Genomic DNA, 20,542 nt, shown 5'->3' with positions numbered 1-20,542 from the left:
GAACCGATGACGGACACTCAGGGGGCCACGATCCCTTCGCCGGCGCCCGCCGCCGAGCGCGAGCCGCTGCTCAAGGTGACCGGCCTGACCCGGCACTTCCCGATCCGCGGCGGACTGCTGCGGCGCCAGACCGGCGCGGTGCGGGCCGTCGACGGCATCGACTTCACCGTCAACGCCGGCGAGACGCTGGGCGTCGTCGGCGAGTCCGGCTGCGGCAAGTCGACCATGGGGCGGCTGGTCACCCGGCTCGACGAACCGACCGGCGGGACCATCGAGTTCGAGGGCACCGACATCACCCACCTGAGCGTCGGCGGGATGCGCCCGCTGCGCCGGGACATCCAGATGATCTTCCAGGACCCGTACTCCTCGCTGAACCCCCGGCACACCGTCGGCACCATCGTCAGCGCGCCGTTCAAGCTCCAGGGCGTCCAGCCCGAGGGCGGGGTCAAGAAGGCCGTCCAGGACCTGCTGGAGCTGTGCGGACTCAGCCCCGAGCACTACAACCGCTACCCGCACGAGTTCTCCGGCGGCCAGCGCCAGCGCATCGGCATCGCCCGGGCGCTCGCCCTCAAGCCGAAGATGATCATCGCGGACGAGCCGGTCTCGGCGCTGGACGTCTCCATCCAGGCCCAGGTGGTCAACCTGCTGGACGACCTCCAGCAGGAGCTCGGCCTGACCTACCTGATCATCGCCCACGACCTCTCGGTGGTCCGGCACGTCTCGGACCGGGTGGCGGTGATGTACCTCGGCAAGATCGTCGAGATCGCCGACCGGGACTCGCTCTACCGCAGCCCGATGCACCCGTACACCAACGCCCTGATGTCCGCCGTCCCCGTCCCGGACCCGCGCCGGCGCCACTCCGCCGGGCGCGAGCGGATCCTGCTCAAGGGCGACGTGCCCTCGCCGATCAACCCGCCCAGCGGCTGCCGCTTCCGCACCCGCTGCTGGAAGGCCCAGGACGTCTGCGCCTCGCAGGAGCCGCCGCTGACCGCGCTGAAGACCGGGCACCAGGTCGCGTGTCACTTCCCTGAGCGCAGCGAGGGGAACGACTAGCACCGCCCGGAGCGCGGCGAGGGGAACGACCAGCGCCGCCCGGAGCGCGGCGAGGGGAACGACCAGCGCCGCCCGGAGCGCGGCGAGGGGAACGACCAGCGCCGCCCGGAGCGCGGCGAGGGGAACGCCCAGCGCCGCCCTGAGCGCGGCGAGGGGAACGCCCAGCGCCGCCCCGACCGGCACGAAGGCCGCCCGACCCCGGAGAGGGGCGGGCGGCCTTCTCGCCGTGTCCCGGTGCGGCCGGTCGGCCCCGGCGGCCCGCGGCCGCCACGAGACGATTTCATCCGGACTGTGACCATGGTCCGGAAAGTCGCGCCGGATCGGGTACACATGGACGGTGAGTTCGCAGATCTTCCCCGCCGACGTGCAGCAGTCGCTGGACCTCGTCGGCATCTTCGTCTTCGCGCTCTCCGGAGCGCTGCTCGCCGTCCGCAAGAACATGGACATCTTCGGGATCTGTGTGCTGGCCGAGGTCACGGCCCTCGGCGGCGGGGTGATGCGTGACCTGGTGATCGGGGCGACGCCGGTGGCCGCCTTCACCAACCTCGGCTACTTCGTCACCCCGCTGGCGGCCGGGCTGGTGGTGTTCTTCCTGCACCCCGAGGTCGAGCGGATCAACCGTGCGGTGCAGACCCTGGACGCCCTCGGCCTCGGGCTGTTCTGCGTCACCGGCACCGCGAAGGCGCACGACTACGGGCTGGGCGCGGTCGCCTCCGTCGCGCTCGGCATGGTGACAGCGGCCGGCGGCGGGGTGATCCGCGACGTGCTGGCCGGGGAGATCCCCTCGCTGCTGCGCTGGGACCGCGAGATCTACGCCGTGCCGGCGCTGGTCGGCGCCGCCCTGGTGGCGCTGCTGATCGGTGCGGACCGGCTCACCGGGGCCACCGGCACCGCCGCCGCGCTCACTGCCTTCGGGCTGCGGATGCTCGCCCTGAAGTACGGCTGGCGTGCCCCGCGGGCCTGGCACCGCAACGGTTCTCGCACCAGCGAGGAGTAGGCGAGCCGCCGTAGGCGAGCGAGATCGCCTCGGCGGTGCAGAGCAGCTCCGGCAGCATCCGGGCCAGCTCGGCCGGTGGCACCCGGCTGGCCGGGGCGCTCAGCGCACAGGCCGCGACCGTCCGCCCGCCGCTGCCCGCGACCGGCGCGGCCACGCAGGTCACCGGCTCCCGGTGCTCGGCCGACTCGGCCGCCCAGCCCCGTCGGCGCACCGCCGCCAGCTCGGCCTCCTCGCCCGGCCCGGCCGGCGCCAGTCCGGCGAGCAGCACCCGCCCGACCGCCGTCCCGGTCACCGGGGCGCGGCGCCCGATCCGGGGCGGTCCGGTGTCGGCGGGCCCGGCCACCTCGTCCAGGTAGAGCACCTCGCCGTCGGCCAGCACGGCCAGCCGGACGGTGTAGCCGCAGCGGGCGTTGAGCGCGGCCAGGTAGGGCGCGGCGACCTGTCGGACGTCGAAGTCCTCCAGTGCCCGGTGGGCCAGCGACAGCACCTTGCCGCCGACCCGGTAGCGCAGGTCGGGCTGGCGGCGGACGAAACCGTGCTCCTCCAGGGTGCGCAGCAGCCGCAGCGCGGTGGACTTGTGCACCCCGAGGCGGCCGGCGGCCTGGTCCAGCGAGAGCGGTCCGTCGCCGAGCGAGCCGAGCAGGGTCAGCGCGCGGTCGACCGACTGCGACATAGCACCCCCTGGACCTCGTGCGAGACGTGTCCGTCAGGCTAACCGCTGGGCGGTGCAGTGGTACAAACCAGTGCCGGACGCCGGTGTCCGCGCGGTGGCCGGATCAACGCGGGCTCTGGATCGGGGCGCCGGGGCGCCCTCTACAATCGGGGGGTTATGCCATACCTGGACCATGCGGCGACCACGCCGATGCTGCCCGAGGCGATCGCCGCGATGACGGCGCACCTGGGGGTGGTCGGCAACGCCTCGGCCCTGCACGCGGCCGGCCGCCGGGCCCGCCGGGTGGTCGAGGAGTCCCGCGAGTCGCTGGCCGACTCGCTGGGCGCCCGCCCGAGCGAGATCGTGTTCACCGGTGGCGGCACCGAGTCCGACAACCTGGCGGTCAAGGGCCTGTACTGGTCCCGCCGGGACGCCGACCCGGCCCGCACCCGGGTGCTGTGCAGCCCGGTCGAGCACCACGCGGTGCTGGACGCGGTGCACTGGCTCTCCGAGCACGAGGGCGCGACGGTGGAGTACCTGCCGGTCGACGGCCACGGCCGGGTACACCCCGAGGCGCTGCGCGGCGCGATCGAGCGCGACCCCGCGTCCGTCGCCCTGGTCACCGTGATGTGGGCCAACAACGAGGTCGGCACCGTCCAGCCGGTGCGCGAACTCGCCGCCGTGGCGGCCGAGTACGGCATCCCGATGCACGCCGACGCGGTGCAGGCGCTCGGCCAGGTCCCGGTCTCCTTCGCCGACTCGGGGCTCACCGCGCTCACCGTCACCGGGCACAAGGTCGGCGGCCCGTTCGGCATCGGCGCGCTGCTGCTCTCCCGCGGTGCCGCGCCGGTCCCGCTGCTGCACGGTGGCGGCCAGGAGCGCGACGTGCGCTCCGGCACCCTGGACGCCCCCGCCGCCGCCGGTTTCGCGGCCGCCGCGGCCTGGGCCGTCGAGCACCGGGCCGAGCAGGCCGTGATGCTGGGCGCGCTGCGCGACGAGCTGGTGGCCGGGGTGCTGGCGGCCGTGCCGGACGCGGTGCTCAACGGCGATCCGGCGGGGACGGGCCGGCTGCCCGCCAACGCCCACTTCTCCTTCCCCGGCTGCGAGGGCGACGCGCTGCTGATGCTGCTGGACGCCCAGGGCATCGAGTGCTCGACCGGCTCGGCCTGCTCGGCCGGGGTGCCGCAGCCCAGCCACGTCCTGCTGGCGATGGGCGTCGACCCGCTGCTGGCCCGGGCCTCGCTGCGGTTCTCGCTCGGCCACACCTCGGTGGGGGCGGACGTCGCGGCACTGACCGGGGCGATCGCCCCGGCCGTCCAGCGGGCGCGCAACGCGGGCCTGGCATCCGTGCGGCGCTGAGATCGACTCCGGGAACAGCCGCTCCAGCACGTACGCTTGTCGGCATCATGACTGACTTCCCGGGGGCCCCGACCACACCGTCCACCGGCCGTCTGCGCGTGCTCGCGGCGATGTCCGGCGGAGTCGACTCCGCCGTCGCCGCGGCCCGTGCCGTCGAGGCCGGCCACGAGGTGACGGGCGTCCACCTGGCGCTGTCCGCGAACCCGCAGTCCTTCCGCACCGGTGCGCGCGGCTGCTGCACCATCGAGGACTCCCGGGACGCCTGGCGGGCCGCCGACGTGATCGGCATCCCGTTCTACGTCTGGGACCTCGCCGAGCGCTTCCGCGAGGACGTGATCGACGACTTCGTCGCCGAGTACGCCGCCGGGCGGACCCCGAACCCCTGCCTGCGCTGCAACGAGAAGATCAAGTTCGCCGCGCTGCTGGACAAGGCGATCGCGCTGGGCTTCGACGCCGTCTGCACCGGCCACTACGCCCGCGTCGTCGACCTGCCCTCCGGGGAGCGCGAGCTGCACCGCGCGGTGGACGGCGCCAAGGACCAGTCCTACGTCCTCGGCGTGCTGGACGCGGAGCAGCTCGCCCACTCGCTCTTCCCGCTCGGCGACACCACCAAGGAGGAGATCCGGGCCGAGGCCGAGCGCCGCGGCCTGGCCGTCGCCAAGAAGCCGGACAGCCACGACATCTGCTTCATCGCCGACGGCGACACCCAGGGCTTCCTGGCCCGGCACCTGGGCACCGCCACCGGCGACATCCTCGACGTGGACGGCACCAAGCTGGGCGAGCACGACGGCGCGTACGGCTTCACCATCGGCCAGCGCAAGGGCCTGCGGATCGGCCGCCCGGCCGCCGACGGCAAGCCGCGCTACGTCCTGGACATCTCCCCGGTGAACAACACCGTCACGGTCGGCCCGGTCGAGGGCCTGGACGTCACCGCCCTGACCGCGATCCGCCCCCGCTGGTGCGGCACCGAGCCGCTGACCGAGGGCCGCTACACCGCCCAGCTGCGCGCCCACGGCGAGGAGGTGCCGGTCACCGCCTCGATGGTCGACGACACCCTGCACGTCCGCCTCGACGCCCCCGCCCGCGGCATCGCCCCCGGCCAGGCCGTGGTCCTCTACGACGGCACCCGGGTCATCGGCTCCGCCACCATCGCCACCACCGAGCGCCCGGCCGTGCACGCCTGAGGACGGCGGGTGACGACGCCGGTGGAAGGGACCGCGCGATGAACGAAGGCGCCCGGGGCGAGGCCCCCGACGAGCGCGGAGGGACCGGGCCGGGGGAGGCCGCGCCCGGGGAGACCCGGCGCAAGGACGCCCGGCGCAACCGGGAGGCCCTGCTCGACGCGGCGGCCGCGGCCTTCGTCGCCGCCGGCGTGGAGGCTCCGGTGCGCGACATCGCCGCCCGGGCCGGCGTCGGGGTGGGCACCATCTACCGGCACTTCCCGACCCGGGCGGACCTGGTCATCGCCGTCTACCGGCACCAGATCGACGCCTGCGCCGGGGCCGGCCCGGCCCTGCTGGCCGAGGGCCCCACCCCGCACGCCGCGCTGGCCCGCTGGATCGACCTCTTCGTCGACTTCCTGGTCACCAAGCACGGGCTGGCCGCCGCGCTGCAGGGGGACAACGCGACCTTCGACGGTCTGCACGCCCACTTCCTGGACCGGCTGCTGCCGGTCTGCGCCGAACTCCTCCGGGCCGCCGAGGCGGCCGACGGGATCCGCCCCGGCCTGGACGCCTACGCGCTGCTGCGCGGCGTCGGCAACCTCTGCATCGGCGCCGACAGCGACCCCCGCTACGACGCGCGCCGACTGGTGCGGCTGCTCGTCGCGGGGCTCCGCCCGGAATGACGGTGGGCGGGGGCGGCCGGGCGTGATAAACCAGACGACACTATGAACATCTGTGTCTTCTGCTCCGCGTACTCGCTCGACGACCGCTACTCCGCCCCCGCCGCCGAGTTCGCCCGGCTCCTCGGGGAGGGCGGGCACACCCTGGTGTGGGGCGGTTCCAACGCCGGACTGATGGGGCTGCTCGCCGACGAGGTCAAGGCCGCCGGCGGCCGGCTGGTCGGGGTCATGGTCGAGATGCTGAAGCACAAGGGGTACGCCGGCGCCGACGAGCTCGTGATGACGGCCGATCTGGCCGAGCGCAAGCGGGAGTTGGCGGCCCGCGCGGACGCCGTCGTGGTGCTGGTCGGCGGCCTGGGCACGATGGACGAGGTCACCGAGGTGCTGGAGCTCAAGAAGCACGGGATCTTCGACAAGCCGGTCGTCCTGCTGGACACCGAGGGCTTCTACGCGGGCCTGCGCACCCAGCTGGAGCGGATGGACGCCGAGGGCTTCCTGCCCCGGCCGCTCGCCGAGCTGGTCGGCTTCGCCGACACACCGGCCGAGGTGTTCGCGCAGCTCAAGGCCTGAGAGGATCGGGACCATGGCTGCACATCTGATCACCGGCGCCGGCTCCGGCATCGGCGCCGTCCTGGCCGGGAAGCTCGCCGAGCGGGGGGACGAGCTCTGGCTGCTCGCCCGGGACGCCCGGCGGGCCGGCGAACTGCGCGACCGGTTCCCCGGCGCCCGCACCCTGGTCGGGGACCTCGGCGAGCCCGGCAAGCTGTCCTGGGCCTTCGGGCACCAGGCGCTGCCCGTCGAGCTGGACTCGGTCCTGCACGTGGCCGGCGCGGTGGAGCTGGGCACCGTGGGCGAGCTGCCGGTGAAGGCCTGGCAGGACACCCTGAACGTCAACCTGGTCGCCCCCGCCGAACTGACCCGGCTGCTGCTGCCCTCGCTGCGCCTCGCCAGGGGCCACGTGGTGTTCGTCAACTCCGGCGCCGGCCTCACCGCCCACGCCGAGTGGTCGGCCTACGCGGCGAGCAAGCACGGCCTGAAGGCGCTCGCCGACGCGCTGCGCCAGGAGGAGCACGCGAACGGCGTCCGGGTCACCTCGGTCTACCCGGGCCGCACCGCCACCGCGATGCAGGCCAAGGTGCACCAGCAGGAGGGCAAGGAGTACGACGCCGGCCGCTGGATCGAGCCGGAGTCCGTCGCCCGGGCGGTGCTGGCCGCCCTGGACGCCTCCCGGGACGCCGAGATCACCGACCTCACCGTCCGCCCCGGGTACTGAACCGGAGCACCGGCGCCGCGCACTGGTGACACGGCACTAGGCTCGGACGGGTGACCACCGGACACCCCTTCCCCGACCTGCGCGGCGCCGCCACCGGCGTCGGCTCGCTGCCCGGCACCGACGCCCGGGAGGCCGCCAGGACCGCCACCGGCGCGCTGGAGCACCTGCCCTTCCTGCCGGAGCTGCCCGCCCGCGGCCCGGGCGCCGACATGATCGGCCGCGGCGCCGGCCTGCTGGTCGAGCTGTTCGCGCAGACCGAGCCGAGCGGCTGGCGGTTCACCGACCACCCCGGCCGGGACACCCGGCGGGCCCGCTCCTGGCTCGGTGAGGACCTGGACGCCCTGGAGGAGTTCACCCAGGGCCACCGGGGCCCGCTCAAGGTGCAGGCCGTCGGGCCGTGGACGCTGGCGGCGAGCATCGAGCTCAAGCACGGCGAGAAGGCGCTCGCCGACCACGGCGCCTGCCGGGACATCGCCGGCTCGCTCACCGAGGGGCTGCGCCGGCACCTCGCCGAGGTGCGCCGGCGCGTCCCGGGCGCCGAGGTGGTCCTCCAACTGGACGAGCCCTCGCTGCCCGCCGTGCTGGCCGGCCGGGTGCGGACCGCCAGCGGCTTCCAGCGGCTGCGGGCGGTCGACCGGCAGGTCGCCGAGGAGGTGCTGCGGGAGCTGGTCCGCGGCCTGGACGCGCCCGTGGTGCTGCACTCCTGCGCCCCGGACGTCCCCGTCCCGCTGCTGCGCCGGGCCGGCGTCGCCGGGATCTCGCTGGACTTCTCGCTCCTCACCGAGCGCCAGGACGACGACCTCGGCGAGGCGGTGGAGGGCGGCACGGTGATCCTCGCCGGTGTCGTCCCCGCCACTGACCAGGCAGTGTCCGACCCGGCCGGTAGTGTCCAGGGGATCAGGACCTTGTGGCGCAGGCTCGGGTTCGCTCCGGAGCTGCTGGGCCGCCGCGTGCTGGTGACGCCGACCTGCGGTCTGGCCGGGGCCTCCCCGGCGTACGCCCGCACGGCGCTGTCGCTCGCGGCGCGGGCGGCGCAGAGCCTGGTGGACAACCCGGAATGAGAACGTAGGAGGGCTTGCGGTGACGGCTGTCGAGGGCTGGGAGGACGTCCCGGCGGAGGTGCGCCGGCGGCACGCCGACCTGGCGAAGGAGATCACCGACCACCGCGCCCGCTACTACGAGCAGGACGCGCCCGTCGTCAGCGACGCCGAGTTCGACGCGCTGATGCGCGAGCTGGAGGCGCTGGAGGCCGAGCACCCGGCCCTGGTGACGCCGGACTCGCCGTCGCAGCGGGTCGGCGGCGCGCCCACCGCGCTGTTCGCCGAGGTCGAGCACCGCGAGCGGCTGCTCAGCCTGGACAACGCGATGGACGACGAGGAGCTCGGCGCCTGGGCGGACCGGGTCGCCGGCGAGCTGGACGGCATCGACTACCACTACCTGTGCGAGCTCAAGGTGGACGGCCTGGCCGTCAACCTCACGTACGAGAACGGCCACTTGGTGCAGGCGGCGACCCGCGGCGACGGCCGGGTCGGCGAGGACATCACCGCCAACGTCCGCACCATCAAGGAGATCCCGCACCGGCTCAGCGGCGAGGACGTCCCCGAGCTGGTGGAGATCCGCGGCGAGGTGTACTTCCCGACCGAGGAGTTCGACGCGCTCAACGCCTCCTTCGCGGCGGAGAACGAGCGCCGCCGGCAGGAGAACGAGGAGCGCGCCGCGGAGGGCCGGCGGCCCCGGGCCCTGATCCGGCTGTTCATGAACCCCCGCAACGCCGCCGCCGGTTCGTTGCGCCAGAAGGACCCGCACGTCACCGCCTCCCGCCCGCTGCACATGGTGGTGCACGGCATCGGGGCCCGGGTCGGCTTCGACATCGACAACCAGTCGCACGCCTACCGACTGCTGCACGACTGGGGCCTGCCCACCGCCCGGCACAACCGGGTGGTCGGCACGCTGGCCGAAGTGCGGGCCTTCATCAAGCACTTCGGCGAGCAGCGGCACTCGGTCGAGCACGAGATCGACGGCGTCGTGGTCAAGGTCGACGAGATCGCCCTCCAGGGCCGGCTCGGCGCCACCTCCAAGTCCCCGCGCTGGGCCATCGCCTGGAAGTACCCGCCGGAGGAGGTCACCGGCAAGCTGGCCGAGATCAAGGTCGGCATCGGCCGCACCGGCCGGGCCACCCCGTACGCGGTGCTGGCCGAGCCGGTGAAGGTGGCCGGCTCGATGGTGCAGTACGCGACGCTGCACAACCAGGAGATCGTCAAGGCCAAGGACGTCCTGCTCGGCGACACCGTCGTGCTGCGCAAGGCCGGCGACGTGATCCCCGAGATCCTCGGCCCGGTCTACGACCTGCGGGACGGCACCGAGCAGGCCTTCGTGATGCCCTCGCACTGCCCGGAGTGCGGCACCGAGCTGCGCCCGATGTCCGAGGGGGACATCGACCTGCGCTGCCCGAACGCCCAGCACTGCCCGGCCCAGATCCGGGAGCGGATCGCCTTCCTCGGCGGTCGGTCGTGCCTGGACGTCGAGGGGCTGGGCTACGTCGCGGCCACCGCGCTGACCCAGCCGCTGGAGCCGGCCGAGGCGCCGGTGCGCAACGAGGGCGACGTCTTCGGGCTGACCGAGGAGCAGCTGCTGCCGATCAAGGTGCTGGTGCGCGACCAGAAGACCGGCATGCCCAAGCTGGACGACCGGACGGGCACGGAGAAGGAGGTCTTCTTCTTCGCGACCACCAAGGGGGAGCCGAAGAAGTCGTTGCAGACCCTGCTGGACAACCTGGAGGGGGCGAAGGACCGCCCGCTCTGGCGCTTCCTGAACGGCCTGTCGATCCGGCACGTGGGCCCGGTCGCGGCCCAGCAGCTGGCCCGGGAGTTCCGTGACCTGGACAGGGTCTTCTCGGCCACCGAGGAGGAGCTGGCGGCGGTCGAGGGCGTCGGTCCGACCATCGCCCGCTCGATCAAGGAGTGGTTCGAGGAGGAGTGGCACCGCGAGATCCTGGAGAAGTGGCGCGCCGCGGGCGTGCGCTTCGTCGAGGAGTTCGCGGACGAGGAGGAGGCGGAGCGTCCGCTGGAGGGCCTGACGGTGGTGGTGACCGGAACGCTGGCCGGCCACACCCGGGACGGCGCCAAGGAGGCGCTGACCTCGCGCGGAGCGAAGGTGACCGGTTCGGTTTCGAAGAAGACCGACTTTGTGGTCGCCGGCGACAATCCGGGATCCAAGTACGACAAGGCCGTTCAGCTCGGACTGCCGGTGCTGGACGACGCGGGCTTCGCCGTGCTGCTCGCCGACGGGCCGTCCGCCGCCCGCGCCCACCTGGGGCTTCCGGAGCCGGAGCCGGCCGCGGAGCCCGCGCAGGCCGCCGCGGAGGGCTGATCCGGGACGGCCCCGATCGGCCGGGGGCCGGATCCGTGTTGTTATCGTCCTGATGCAACGTCATCGGGTGTCGTCCCGTGAAAGCGGGCATTGTGTCACTGTGCGACACCCGGGCGCGGTGGCGCGTTTCCGGTTGTCCGAAAGTCTGCCCACCGGGTGGACCCCGGCATACCCTGGAGCGCAACAGAGTGTCAGCAGGGGTGGGGGCACCGGCTGAGCCGGTGCTCCTCGGGGTCGCTCCATGCCCGGCAGCTGTCGGTACCGGCACGGTGCCTCACCGTAAGGCGGCCTGACGGGGCGGGCCCGACGGAGGACAGGGCTTATGGATCGTACGACCGGCGGCGTGCCCACACGCCCGCCGCAGGGGGTGGCAGGTGCGGTCCTGCTGCTCGGCGTGCTGCTGGCCGGAGCCGCGCCGCTCATCCCGCTGGCCGTCCTGGTCTACCGGTACGAACCCGAACTGCTGCCGCTCTTCGCGGTGCCGCTGGCCGTCCTGGTGGCGGCCTGGCGGATCGCCCGGGATCGCGCCCGCGACCAGCTGACCGACCCGCTGACGGATCTGCCCAACCGTCAGGCCCTTCTGCTCGCCGCCCAGGAGGCGATCGCCGAGCGCGAGGAAGGGTGCAGCGTCGGTCTCATCCTGCTTGACCTCGATCGATTCCGATCACTCAACGACACACTTGGTCATACGGCCGGTGACCGGTTGCTGGTTCACATCGCCCGCCGACTGCACCGGGCGCTGCGCTCCGGCGGGCCGGCCGGCAGCGCCACCCGGGAGTCCATCGACGACGTCTTCGCCGGCCTGCCCCGGCACTACCGCCGCGGCCGCCCGATGGTGGCCCGGATGGGCGGCGACGAGTTCGCCGTCCTGCTCCCCGGCATCAACTGCCCGGACAGCCTGGAGCGCGTCGCCAAGGCGCTCATCGCCGAACTCGCCGCCCCGATCCGGCTGGACGGGCTGCTGCTGGTGCTGGAGGCCACCGCCGGCGTCTGCGTCCACCCGCAGCACGCCCAGGACGCCGAGTCGCTGCTGCGCCGCGCCGACGTCGCGATGGGCCACGCCCAGCGCGAGTGCAGCGGGGTGGCCCAGTACGACGAGACCCAGGACGCCGACACCCCGTACCGGATCGGTCTGCTCGGGGACCTCCGCCGGGCCCTGGAGACCGGCGAGGTGCAGCTGCACTACCAGCCGAAGGTCGCCTTCGACGGCCGGGTGGTCGGCCTGGAGGCGCTGCTGCGCTGGGAGCGGCCCGGGCAGGGGAAGGTCTCCCCGGACGAGTTCGTCGGCCTCGCCGAGTCCAGCGGCCTGATGCCCCGGCTCACCGACTACGTGCTGGAGGCGGCCGTCGGCCAGCTCGCCTACTGGCGCGACCAGGGCCTCCAGGTACAGGTCGCGGTGAACGTCTCGCCGCGCGACGTGCTCAACCCCGGGTTCGCCCAGCGCGTCGCCGGCCACCTGGTCCGCCACCAGGTCCCGGCCCACGCGCTCCAGCTGGAGATCACCGAGCGGCTGCTGCTGGACGACTCGCGGCGCGCCGCCGACACCCTCGCCGAACTGCGCGGCTACGGCGTCGGGATGTCCCTGGACGACTTCGGCACCGGCCACTCCTCGCTGGTGCGGCTGCGCAGCCTGCCGGTCGGCGAGCTGAAGATCGACCGCTCCTTCGTCTCCCGGATGGTCGCCGACGACCACGACGCCGCGGTGGTCCGCTGCTCGGTGGAGCTGGCCCACTCGCTCGGCCTGACCGTGGTCGCCGAGGGCGTCGAGGACGACGAGACCTGGGAACGGCTGCACTGCATGGGCGTGGACGCCGTCCAGGGCTGGCTGGTCTCGGCCGCGCTGCCCGCCGAACAGGCCACCGCCTGGCTGCGGGTGCACCGCACCACCGGCGCCCCGACGGTGGAGCGCTTCGGCCCCGCGTCGCAGCTCCCGCCGGTCGTCAAGCCGGTCGACCGGCCCACCGGGATCAAGCCGGCCGCCCAGCCCGGCGCGCTGCCCCCGGTGCTGCCGCCGACCCTCCCGCCGGTGCTGCCGCCCGCCCTCCAGGCGGTGCCGCGCACCCAGGCCGTGGCGCGCACCCAGGCGCTGCCGGCCGCGCAGATCGGCTTCCGGGCGCCGGGCGCGGCGGGCTGGGCCCGCACCGGGCCGCAGTGAGGACAGCGGCGCGGACCGCGCCGGAGGCCGCGGTGTCGGGGGCGCGGGTCCACTCGTTGGCCGGTGGCCGGGTCGGGCCCCATAGGATGGGGTGCAAAGACCACGAGGACGGAGCGCCGAACCCGGCTGCTCCTGCCCGGGCCCGGCACCGCCGCAGGCGTCGCCGGGTCTCACCAGAACTCACCCTGAGGATCGCTGCATGCCTGGCATCACGCGCGAGGAGGTCGCCCACCTCGCCCGGCTGTCGCGTCTTGAGCTGAAGCCCGAAGAGCTGGACCACTTCGCCGAGCAGCTCGACGTGATCATCGGCGCGGTCGCCCGCGTTTCCGAGGTCGCCGGACAGGACGTCCCGCCGACCTCCCACCCGCTGCCGCTGACCAACGTCATGCGCGCGGACGAGGTGCGGCCCTCGCTCACCCCGGAGCAGGCGCTGTCCGGCGCCCCCGCCGCCGAGGAGCAGCGTTTCCGTGTGCCGCAGATCCTCGGGGAGGACTGACCGAGATGACCGAGCTGATTCACTACACCGCCGCCGAGACCGCGGGCGCCATCGCCAAGGGCGAGGTCTCCGCCGTCGAGGTCGCCCAGGCGCACCTGGACCGCATCGAGGCCGTCGACAAGAAGGTCAACGCCTTCCTGCACGTCGACACCGAGGGTGCGCTGGCCGCCGCCAAGGCCGTCGACGAGAAGCGCGCCAAGGGCGAGGAGCTGGGCCCGCTGGCCGGCGTCCCGCTCGCGCTGAAGGACGTCTTCACCACCAAGGGCATCCCGACCACCTGCGGGTCGAAGATGCTGGAGGGCTGGATCCCGCCCTACGACGCCACCCTGACCACCCGTCTCAAGGACGCCGGCGTCGTCATCCTCGGCAAGACCAACATGGACGAGTTCGCGATGGGCTCCTCCACCGAGAACTCCGCCTACGGCCCGACCGGCAACCCGTGGGACCTCACCCGCATCCCCGGCGGCTCCGGCGGCGGCTCGGCCGCCGCGCTGGCCGCCTTCGAGGCCCCGCTGGCGATCGGCACCGACACCGGCGGCTCGATCCGCCAGCCCGGCGCCGTCACCGGCACCGTCGGCGTCAAGCCGACCTACGGCTCGGTGTCCCGCTACGGCCTGGTCGCCTTCTCCAGCAGCCTGGACCAGGGCGGCCCGTGCGCCCGCACCGTGCTGGACGCGGCGCTGCTGCACGAGGCGATCGCCGGGCACGACCCGCTGGACTCCACCTCGATCGACGCGCCCGTCCCGGCCGTGGTCGAGGCCGCGCGGATGCGCGACGTCCGCGGCATGCGGATCGGCGTCGTCAAGGAGTTCGCCGGCGAGGGCTACCAGGCCGGCGTGATGCAGCGCTTCGACGAGTCGGTGGAGCTGCTGCGCGAGCTGGGCGCCGAGGTCGTCGAGGTGTCCTGCCCGTCCTTCACCCTGGCGCTGCCGGCGTACTACCTGATCGCGCCCTCGGAGTGCTCCTCCAACCTGGCCCGCTTCGACGCCATGCGCTACGGCCTGCGGGTCGGCGACGACGGCTCGCGCTCGGCCGAGGAGGTCACCGCGCTGACCCGCGAGGCCGGCTTCGGCGACGAGGTCAAGCGCCGCATCATCCTGGGCACCTACGCGCTCTCCTCGGGCTACTACGACGCCTACTACGGCTCGGCCCAGAAGGTCCGCACGCTGATCTCGCGGGACTTCGACGCCGCCTTCGCCGGCGTGGACGTCCTGGTCTCGCCGACCACGCCGACCACCGCCTTCCCGATCGGCGAGCGCGCCGACGACCCGATGGCGATGTACCTGGCCGACCTGTGCACGATCCCGTCCAACCTGGCGGGCAACGCGGCCATGTCGCTGCCGGTCGGCCTGGCTCCGGAGGACAATCTCCCGGTCGGCCTGCAGATCATCGCTCCCGCGATGGCGGACGACCGCCTGTACCGCGTGGGCGGCGCCGTCGAGGCCGCACTCAACGACAAGTGGGGGCACACCCTGCTGGAGGAGGTACCGGCACTGTGAGCAAGATCGAGAAGGCCAAGGCCCCGAGCTCCGTCAAGACCCCGGGCTCGAGCTCCCTCAAGGGCTTCAAGCACAGCAAGCCCGGCCTGTGGCTGTCCATCGGCACCAGCGCGTTCGGTGCGGTCTCCGTCGTCAAGGACGTCCGCAAGGCCCGCGAGGAGAGCGACACCCTCAAGCTGGTCAACGCCCTGGTCGGCGCCGCCGCGCTGATCACCGGCACGGCCCTGCTGGTGCGCGAGCTGCGCCAGCTCGCCTCCGACGACGTGCTGCTGGGCTGACGCCCCGGCCCGGCCCCGCGTGCTGTGCGGGGCCGGGCCCGTACCTCCCAAGCTTCAAGTGAGAAGGGACGCTGTGAGCGTCATGAACCTGGTCTCCTACGAGGACGCTCTCGCGTCGTACGACCCGGTGATGGGCCTTGAGGTCCACGTCGAGCTGGGCACCAAGACCAAGATGTTCTGCGGTTGCTCGACCGAGCTGGGCGCCGAGCCGAACAGCCAGACCTGCCCGACCTGTCTGGGCCTGCCGGGTTCGCTGCCGGTGGTCAACGCGGTGGGCGTGGAGTCGGCCGTCAAGATCGGCCTGGCGCTGAACTGCGAGATCGCCGAGTGGTGCCGGTTCGCGCGGAAGAACTACTTCTACCCGGACATGCCCAAGAACTTCCAGACCTCGCAGTACGACGAGCCGATCGCCTTCAACGGCTACCTCGACGTGCAGCTGGAGGACGGCTCGACCTTCCGGGTGGAGATCGAGCGCGCCCACATGGAGGAGGACACCGGCAAGTCCAGCCACGTCGGCGGCGCCACCGGGCGCATCCACGGGGCCACCCACTCGCTGCTCGACTACAACCGGGCCGGCATCCCGCTGATCGAGATCGTCACCAAGCCGATCGTCGGTGCGGGCGAGCGCGCCCCCGAGGTCGCCAAGGCGTACGTGGCCGAGCTGCGCGAGCTGATCAAGGCGCTGGGCGTCTCCGAGGCCCGGATGGACAAGGGCCAGATGCGCTGCGACGTCAACCTGTCGCTGCGCCCGAACGGCACCGAGACCTTCGGCACCCGCTCGGAGACCAAGAACGTCAACTCGCTGCGCAGCGTGGAGCGGGCCGCCCGGTTCGAGATCCAGCGGCACGCGACCGTGCTGACCGACGGCGGCACCATCGTCCAGGAGACCCGTCACTTCCACGAGGAGGACGGCAGCACCACCTCGGGCCGGATCAAGGACAACGCCGAGGACTACCGCTACTTCCCCGAGCCGGACCTGGTGCCGGTGGCCCCCGCCCGGGCGTGGGTCGAGGAGCTGCGGGCCGGTCTGCCGGAGCTGCCGCGGGTGCGTCGCGCCCGGCTGCAGGCCGAGTGGGGCCTGTCCGACAAGGACATGCAGTCGGTGCTCAACGCCGGTGCGGTCGAGCCGATCCTGGAGACCATCGCGGCCGGCGCCCCCGCCGACCAGGCCCGCAAGTGGTGGATGGGCGAGCTGGCCCGTCGCGCCAACGAGACCGGCACCGAGCTGAGCGAGCAGCCGATCACCCCGGCGCAGGTCGCCCGGGTCACCGCGCTGGTCGCCGAGGGCAAGCTGAACGACAAGCTGGCCCGGCAGGTCATCGAGGCCGTGCTGGCCGGCGAGGGCGAGCCGGACGAGGTCGTCGAGAAGCGCGGCCTGGCCGTGGTCTCGGACGACTCCGCGCTGGGCGCCGCCGTCGACCAGGCCATCGCCGAGAACGAGGCGATCGCCGCCAAGATCCGCGACGGCAAGGTCCAGGCCGTGGGCGCGCTGGTCGGCGCGGTCATGAAGGCCACCCGCGGCCAGGCGGACGCGGCCCGGGTCAAGGACCTCATCCTGGAGCGGCTCGGCGTGGAAGGACAGTAGACCCGGCCTGGAGCGGCTCGGCGTCTCGGCCTGAGCAGCTCCGCGGTCTGAGCTGTCAAGGCGGCCTTCCTAAGGCGTCTAAGGCATCTAAGGCCCTCTAAGTAAGGCCTAAGGCCCCATCTCACCTACGTATCTAGGTGAGATGGGGCCTTAAACCTTTTTTCGCGCCCCATCTAAGGCGTCCGGCCTTCGGAAGATGGGGCACGCTCCCGATGTGGCACCCCCTGCTGGGGGAGGAAGCTCTTACTCGTCAGGGAAACGAAGGTGAAACCCGAGGGGGAACCCGAAGTGATCGAGTACCAGCTCATCCAGCAGCAGGCCCACGAGCTCGAGCTCCGCGCCGAGCACGAGCGCCTGGTCCGCGAGGCCCGCCAGGCCCGCCGGCTGCGCCGCCGTCCGGTGGCCGCCCGCTTCCAGCGGCGCCCCGTGCGTCAGCCGGAGTGCTGACGGTGCGGCACCACGGCGGTGTCGAGGGAGTTGCGGAGGGGGAGGCGCTGCGGGAGAGCGCCTCCCCCTCCGGGCGTCCACCCCGTTCGCCTGGGGAGATAACCCCTCTCACCCGCGGCTCCGGCTATGGCATGCTCGCCTCCATGCAGCAGATATCGGTCAGTCCCGTCTTCGTCGGCCGCGGCAGCGAGATCACCGAACTGACCGATGCGCTGCGCCGGGCCGGCAGCGGCAGCCCGCAGGCCGTGCTGATCGGCGGCGAGGCCGGCATCGGCAAGACCCGGCTGCTGGAGGAGTTCCTGCAGCGGGCCGCCGACGGGGGAGCGGTCACCACGCTCGGCCGCTGTCTGGAGGTCGGCGCCGAAGGACTGCCGTACGCGCCGCTGGCGGCCGCGCTGCGCCGGCTGCACCGCTCGCACGGCGCCGAGTTCGAGGCCGCGGCGGCCGGCAGCGAGGGCCATCTCGCCCGCCTGCTCTCCGAGTTCGGCGAGGCGGACGGCGAACCCAACGACGAGTACGGCCGGGCCCGACTGTTCGAGCACACCGCGAGGCTGTTCGAACGGTTCGGCGCGGAACGTACCCTCGTGCTCGCCGTCGAGGACCTGCACTGGTCCGACCGCTCCACCCGTGAGCTGCTCTCCTTCCTGGTGCGCACCCTGCACCGCTCCCGGGTGCTGCTGGTCGCCACCTACCGCACCGACGACCTGCACCGCCGCCACCCGCTGCGCCCCTTCCTGGCCGAGCTCGAACGGCTGCGCACCGTCCAGCGGTTGGAGCTGGCGCGGTTCGTCCGCCGCGAGGTCGCGGCCCAGCTGGCCGGCATCCTCGGCACCGCCGCCCCCGACCGCCAACTGGTCGACCGCATCCTGCGCCGCTCGGAGGGCAACCCGTTCTTCGTCGAGGAGCTGGCCACCGCCTTCGAGGACGGCTGCGGCGCCGGGCTGACCGACTCGCTGCGGGACATCCTGCTGGTCCGGGTCGAGGGCCTGGACGAGGCGGCCCAGAAGGTGGTGCGGATCGCCGCCGAGGGCGGCTCGCACGTCGAACACGCGCTGCTGGCCGCCGTCCTGGCCGGTGACGAGGAGGCGCTGATCGAGGCCCTGCGGATGGCCGTCGGCGCCAACATCCTGCGCCCGGACAGCGAGGGCGAGGGCTACCGCTTCCGGCACGCGCTGGTCCGCGAGGCGGTCTCGGACGACCTGCTGCCGGGCGAACGGCACCGGATCAACCGCAAGTTCGCGCTCGCCGTGGAGGCGCAGCCGCAGCTCGTCCCCGCCGACGCGCTGCCGGCCCGGCTGGCCAACTACTGGTACCACGCGCACGATCCGGCCCGCGCCCTGCCGACCGCCCTGGACGCCGCCCGGGCGGCCCGCCGGCGCAATGCCTTCGCCGAGCAACTCGGCATGCTGGAAAGGGCCCTGGAACTCTGGGACCTGGTCTCCGAGGAGGTGCTGGCGCATACCCTGCGCCCGTACGACTGGGCCGAGACCTACCCGCCCGGCGCCTGTGACCACAGCCCGGCGGACGCCGACTGCGACCGGATCCAGCTGGTCGACGTGCTGGCCGAGGCGGTGGTCGCGGCCCGGCGCTGCGGCGACCGCGAGCGCGGGCTGAGCCTGGCCAAGCGCGGCCTGCGGCTGGTCGACGAGGTGGAGCACCCGGTGCGCGCGGCCTGGTTCCGGATCAACCGGGCCCGGATGCTGGGCAATCTGCGGCGCTCCGGGGACGACGAGGAGATCGCCCGCGCGCACCGGCTGGTGGAGGACCTGCCGCCGTCCGCCGTACAGGCTGAGGTGTTCGCGCTGGCCGCCGGGGTGGCGGTGGTCCGCAAGCCGCGCGCCGAGCACATGGAGCTGGCCGAGCGGGCGATCCGGATCGCCCGGGAGGTCGGCGCCCACTCCGTCGAGGTACACGCCCGGATGACCCTCGGCAGCCTGCGGCACGACCTGCTCGGCGACGCCGAGGGCGGGCTGGCCGAGCTGACGGCGGCGATCGAGCGGGCCCGGCAGCTGGGCATCCCGGACCTCCTGCTGCGCGGCATCAACAACCTGGCCAGCATGCAGCGCGGACTGGGCCGGGCCGAGGAGGCCGTCCGGCTGGCCCGGGAGGGCCTGGAGTTCGCGGACGGCAACGGGCTGCGGCGCAACATCGGCAACATCCTGGCCGGCAACCTCGTGGAGGCGCTGGCCGACCTCGGGCAACTGCGGGAGGCCGAGGAACTGCTCGCCGCCAGCGAGCTGATCAGCCTGCCCGGCTCGCACGCCGAGTTCCTGGACCGGATGCGCGGCGACCTCGCGGTGCTGCGCGGGGACCTGCCCACCGCGGCGACCATGCTGGCCCGGGCCCGGGCGGCCAACCGGGTCGGCCAGGCGCAGCACGGCGTGCCGATCAGCCGGCTGGCGGTGCGGATCGCCGCGCACGGCGGGCGGCCGCTGGAGGCCCGGGCGGAACTGCTCGCCGCGCTGGCGGAGGGCGGGCGGCTGGGCTACGACTCCGACGTCTACCCGCTGCTGGTGGAGGGCGCCGCGGTGGAGGCGGACATGCTGGGGCTGCCGGCGGCCGGACCGGGCCGGGCCGGGGTGCTGGCGGCGATCGCCGAAGCGGCCGCCGGGCTGCGGCCCCAGTCGCCGCTGCACCAGGGCTGGGCCCGGTTGCTGGAGGCCGAGCTGGCCCGGGCGGCGGCCGCGGACACGACCGACCAGTGGGACCGGGCGGTCGCCGAGCTGCGGTCGACCGGCCTGCCGTACCCGCTGGCGCTCGCCCTGCTGCGCGCGGCCGAGGCCCGGGTGCGGGCCGGTCGGCGGGAGGACGCCACCGAACTGCTGCGCGAGGCGGCCGAACTGGCGGGCGTCCGGGGCGACCGGCCGCTCGGGGCGCAGGTCACCGCGCTGGCCGAGCGGGCCGGGCTCGGTCTGGCCCCGGCCGGGCGCCCGGCGGCCGCGGTGGCGCCGGCCCCGGCGGTCGGGGACTCCTTCGGGCTCACCCCCCGTGAGCGGGACGTGCTCCGGTTGCTCGCGCGGGGCTGGACCAACCGGCAGATCGCCGAGGAGCTGTACATCTCTCCGAAGACCGCAAGCGTGCACGTGTCCAACATCCTGGGCAAGTTGGAGGTCGGCGGCCGTGGTGAGGCCGCCGCGCTGGCCCACCGGCTGCGGCTGTTCCCCGACGACCTGGCCCCCTCGGGGCGGTGAAACCGCAGGTCGCCGACCGTACGCGGGTGATCGGCGACCACCCCGGGCGGGGTGGCCGGGCGCCGTCGCGTGCTCCCGTGCGCGCCGCGTGAGCCCCTGCCCGCGCGCCGCCGCCAACCGGGCCGATCGGTCGGAACCGGGTGCATTTCCGCGCCCTGGCGCCATTACTCTAAGTTGAGTGTGCGTGTCATTGAGTGACGGAATTGGTGTAGGGTCCCGGTCGGGAGCATCGGTGCGGTGCGGCGGCCCGGAGGCCGCCCGCCCCCTGGGCCGCCGTCCCGACGGGGCCCCAGGCCGCCGCGTACGGTCGAGAGCTGCGCGGCCGGTGGTCCGTGGCCGGGGCGC

The 20,542-nt window shown here is 73.7% G+C and carries 16 protein-coding genes and 1 pseudogene; 16 read left to right on the top strand and 1 reads right to left on the bottom strand.

The genetic code is table 11. The features are described 5' to 3' along the window. The first annotated feature begins 6 nt into the window (after positions 1-6). Positions 7-1,053 carry a dipeptide ABC transporter ATP-binding protein gene (locus AB0O91_RS36020; protein ID WP_363442260.1) on the top strand — a complete coding sequence of 349 codons (1,047 nt, stop codon included), beginning with the start codon at positions 7-9 and terminating at the stop codon, positions 1,051-1,053. Positions 1,054-1,390: 337 nt separating this feature from the next. Further along, positions 1,391-2,050 carry a trimeric intracellular cation channel family protein gene (locus AB0O91_RS36015; protein ID WP_363442258.1) on the top strand — a complete coding sequence of 220 codons (660 nt, stop codon included), beginning with the start codon at positions 1,391-1,393 and terminating at the stop codon, positions 2,048-2,050. Here AB0O91_RS36015 and AB0O91_RS36010 read toward each other — a convergent pair. Beyond that, positions 1,956-2,723, bottom strand: a complete 768-nt coding sequence (locus AB0O91_RS36010) for an IclR family transcriptional regulator (protein WP_363442256.1) — start codon at positions 2,721-2,723, stop codon at positions 1,956-1,958. The two genes, AB0O91_RS36015 and AB0O91_RS36010, sit on opposite strands and share 95 nt — an antisense overlap. A gap of 156 nt (positions 2,724-2,879) precedes the next feature. Between AB0O91_RS36010 and AB0O91_RS36005 the strand changes: the two genes are divergently transcribed. The 14 genes and pseudogenes from AB0O91_RS36005 to AB0O91_RS35940 all read left to right on the top strand — a co-directional run bounded on the left by AB0O91_RS36005 (position 2,880) and on the right by AB0O91_RS35940 (position 20,197). Then, positions 2,880-4,061: a cysteine desulfurase family protein gene (locus AB0O91_RS36005; RefSeq protein ID WP_363442254.1), complete on the top strand. Its 1,182-nt coding sequence runs from the start codon at positions 2,880-2,882 to the stop codon at positions 4,059-4,061. A 47-nt stretch (positions 4,062-4,108) separates the two neighbouring features. After that, the gene (gene mnmA, locus AB0O91_RS36000; RefSeq protein WP_363442252.1) at positions 4,109-5,245 is read left to right on the top strand and encodes a tRNA 2-thiouridine(34) synthase MnmA; all 1,137 of its coding nucleotides are present in this window, start codon (positions 4,109-4,111) and stop codon (positions 5,243-5,245) included. A 38-nt stretch (positions 5,246-5,283) separates the two neighbouring features. Then, positions 5,284-5,907 (top strand): helix-turn-helix domain-containing protein, encoded by a 624-nt coding sequence (locus AB0O91_RS35995; protein WP_363442250.1) that lies wholly within the window; start codon positions 5,284-5,286, stop codon positions 5,905-5,907. Positions 5,908-5,949: 42 nt separating this feature from the next. Next, positions 5,950-6,474: a TIGR00730 family Rossman fold protein gene (locus tag AB0O91_RS35990; protein ID WP_363442248.1), complete on the top strand. Its 525-nt coding sequence runs from the start codon at positions 5,950-5,952 to the stop codon at positions 6,472-6,474. Between the two features lie 13 nt (positions 6,475-6,487). Then, positions 6,488-7,177 (top strand): SDR family oxidoreductase, encoded by a 690-nt coding sequence (locus tag AB0O91_RS35985; RefSeq protein WP_363442246.1) that lies wholly within the window; start codon positions 6,488-6,490, stop codon positions 7,175-7,177. Positions 7,178-7,227: 50 nt separating this feature from the next. Beyond that, complete coding sequence (locus tag AB0O91_RS35980; protein WP_363442244.1) at positions 7,228-8,238, top strand: methionine synthase; 1,011 nt, start codon at positions 7,228-7,230, stop codon at positions 8,236-8,238. 19 nt (positions 8,239-8,257) lie between these two features. Continuing rightward, complete coding sequence (gene ligA / locus AB0O91_RS35975; protein ID WP_363442242.1) at positions 8,258-10,546, top strand: NAD-dependent DNA ligase LigA; 2,289 nt, start codon at positions 8,258-8,260, stop codon at positions 10,544-10,546. A 385-nt stretch (positions 10,547-10,931) separates the two neighbouring features. After that, positions 10,932-12,701 (top strand): annotated as a pseudogene (locus AB0O91_RS35970) (bifunctional diguanylate cyclase/phosphodiesterase); the annotation flags it as partial. A gap of 199 nt (positions 12,702-12,900) precedes the next feature. Continuing rightward, complete coding sequence (gatC, locus tag AB0O91_RS35965) at positions 12,901-13,197, top strand: Asp-tRNA(Asn)/Glu-tRNA(Gln) amidotransferase subunit GatC (protein ID WP_030057414.1); 297 nt, start codon at positions 12,901-12,903, stop codon at positions 13,195-13,197. A gap of 5 nt (positions 13,198-13,202) precedes the next feature. Beyond that, the gene (gene gatA / locus AB0O91_RS35960; RefSeq protein ID WP_363442240.1) at positions 13,203-14,696 is read left to right on the top strand and encodes an Asp-tRNA(Asn)/Glu-tRNA(Gln) amidotransferase subunit GatA; all 1,494 of its coding nucleotides are present in this window, start codon (positions 13,203-13,205) and stop codon (positions 14,694-14,696) included. Positions 14,697-14,701: 5 nt separating this feature from the next. Continuing rightward, positions 14,702-14,974, top strand: coding sequence for a hypothetical protein (locus AB0O91_RS35955; protein ID WP_363442282.1), 273 nt, complete (start codon positions 14,702-14,704; stop codon positions 14,972-14,974). 73 nt (positions 14,975-15,047) lie between these two features. Beyond that, positions 15,048-16,559, top strand: a complete 1,512-nt coding sequence (gene gatB / locus AB0O91_RS35950; RefSeq protein WP_363442238.1) for an Asp-tRNA(Asn)/Glu-tRNA(Gln) amidotransferase subunit GatB — start codon at positions 15,048-15,050, stop codon at positions 16,557-16,559. A gap of 288 nt (positions 16,560-16,847) precedes the next feature. Beyond that, the gene (locus AB0O91_RS35945) at positions 16,848-17,006 is read left to right on the top strand and encodes a hypothetical protein (RefSeq protein WP_363442236.1); all 159 of its coding nucleotides are present in this window, start codon (positions 16,848-16,850) and stop codon (positions 17,004-17,006) included. Between the two features lie 143 nt (positions 17,007-17,149). Further along, positions 17,150-20,197, top strand: coding sequence for an AAA family ATPase (locus tag AB0O91_RS35940; protein WP_363442234.1), 3,048 nt, complete (start codon positions 17,150-17,152; stop codon positions 20,195-20,197). The last annotated feature ends 345 nt before the right edge of the window (positions 20,198-20,542 follow it).

Origin of the sequence: Kitasatospora sp. NPDC089797 (assembly GCF_040684795.1) — a bacterium.
Classification (GTDB): domain Bacteria; phylum Actinomycetota; class Actinomycetes; order Streptomycetales; family Streptomycetaceae; genus Kitasatospora.
Note: the sequence above shows the minus strand (reverse complement) of the source record. Positions and strands in the feature narration are given on the sequence as shown.

Bases quoted from the DNA above. Each gene is read 5' to 3' on its own strand.
- mnmA (WP_363442252.1), top strand. From the start codon at position 4,109: ATGACTGACTTCCCGGGGGCCCCGACCACACCGTCCACCGGCCGTCTG.
- AB0O91_RS35990 (WP_363442248.1), top strand. From the start codon at position 5,950: ATGAACATCTGTGTCTTCTGCTCCGCGTACTCGCTCGACGACCGCTAC.
- AB0O91_RS35995 (WP_363442250.1), top strand. From the start codon at position 5,284: ATGAACGAAGGCGCCCGGGGCGAGGCCCCCGACGAGCGCGGAGGGACC.
- AB0O91_RS36005 (WP_363442254.1), top strand. From the start codon at position 2,880: ATGCCATACCTGGACCATGCGGCGACCACGCCGATGCTGCCCGAGGCG.
- AB0O91_RS35985 (WP_363442246.1), top strand. From the start codon at position 6,488: ATGGCTGCACATCTGATCACCGGCGCCGGCTCCGGCATCGGCGCCGTC.
- AB0O91_RS36020 (WP_363442260.1), top strand. From the start codon at position 7: ATGACGGACACTCAGGGGGCCACGATCCCTTCGCCGGCGCCCGCCGCC.
- gatC (WP_030057414.1), top strand. From the start codon at position 12,901: ATGCCTGGCATCACGCGCGAGGAGGTCGCCCACCTCGCCCGGCTGTCG.
- AB0O91_RS36010 (WP_363442256.1), bottom strand. From the start codon at position 2,723: ATGTCGCAGTCGGTCGACCGCGCGCTGACCCTGCTCGGCTCGCTCGGC.
- AB0O91_RS35940 (WP_363442234.1), top strand. From the start codon at position 17,150: ATGCAGCAGATATCGGTCAGTCCCGTCTTCGTCGGCCGCGGCAGCGAG.
- gatA (WP_363442240.1), top strand. From the start codon at position 13,203: ATGACCGAGCTGATTCACTACACCGCCGCCGAGACCGCGGGCGCCATC.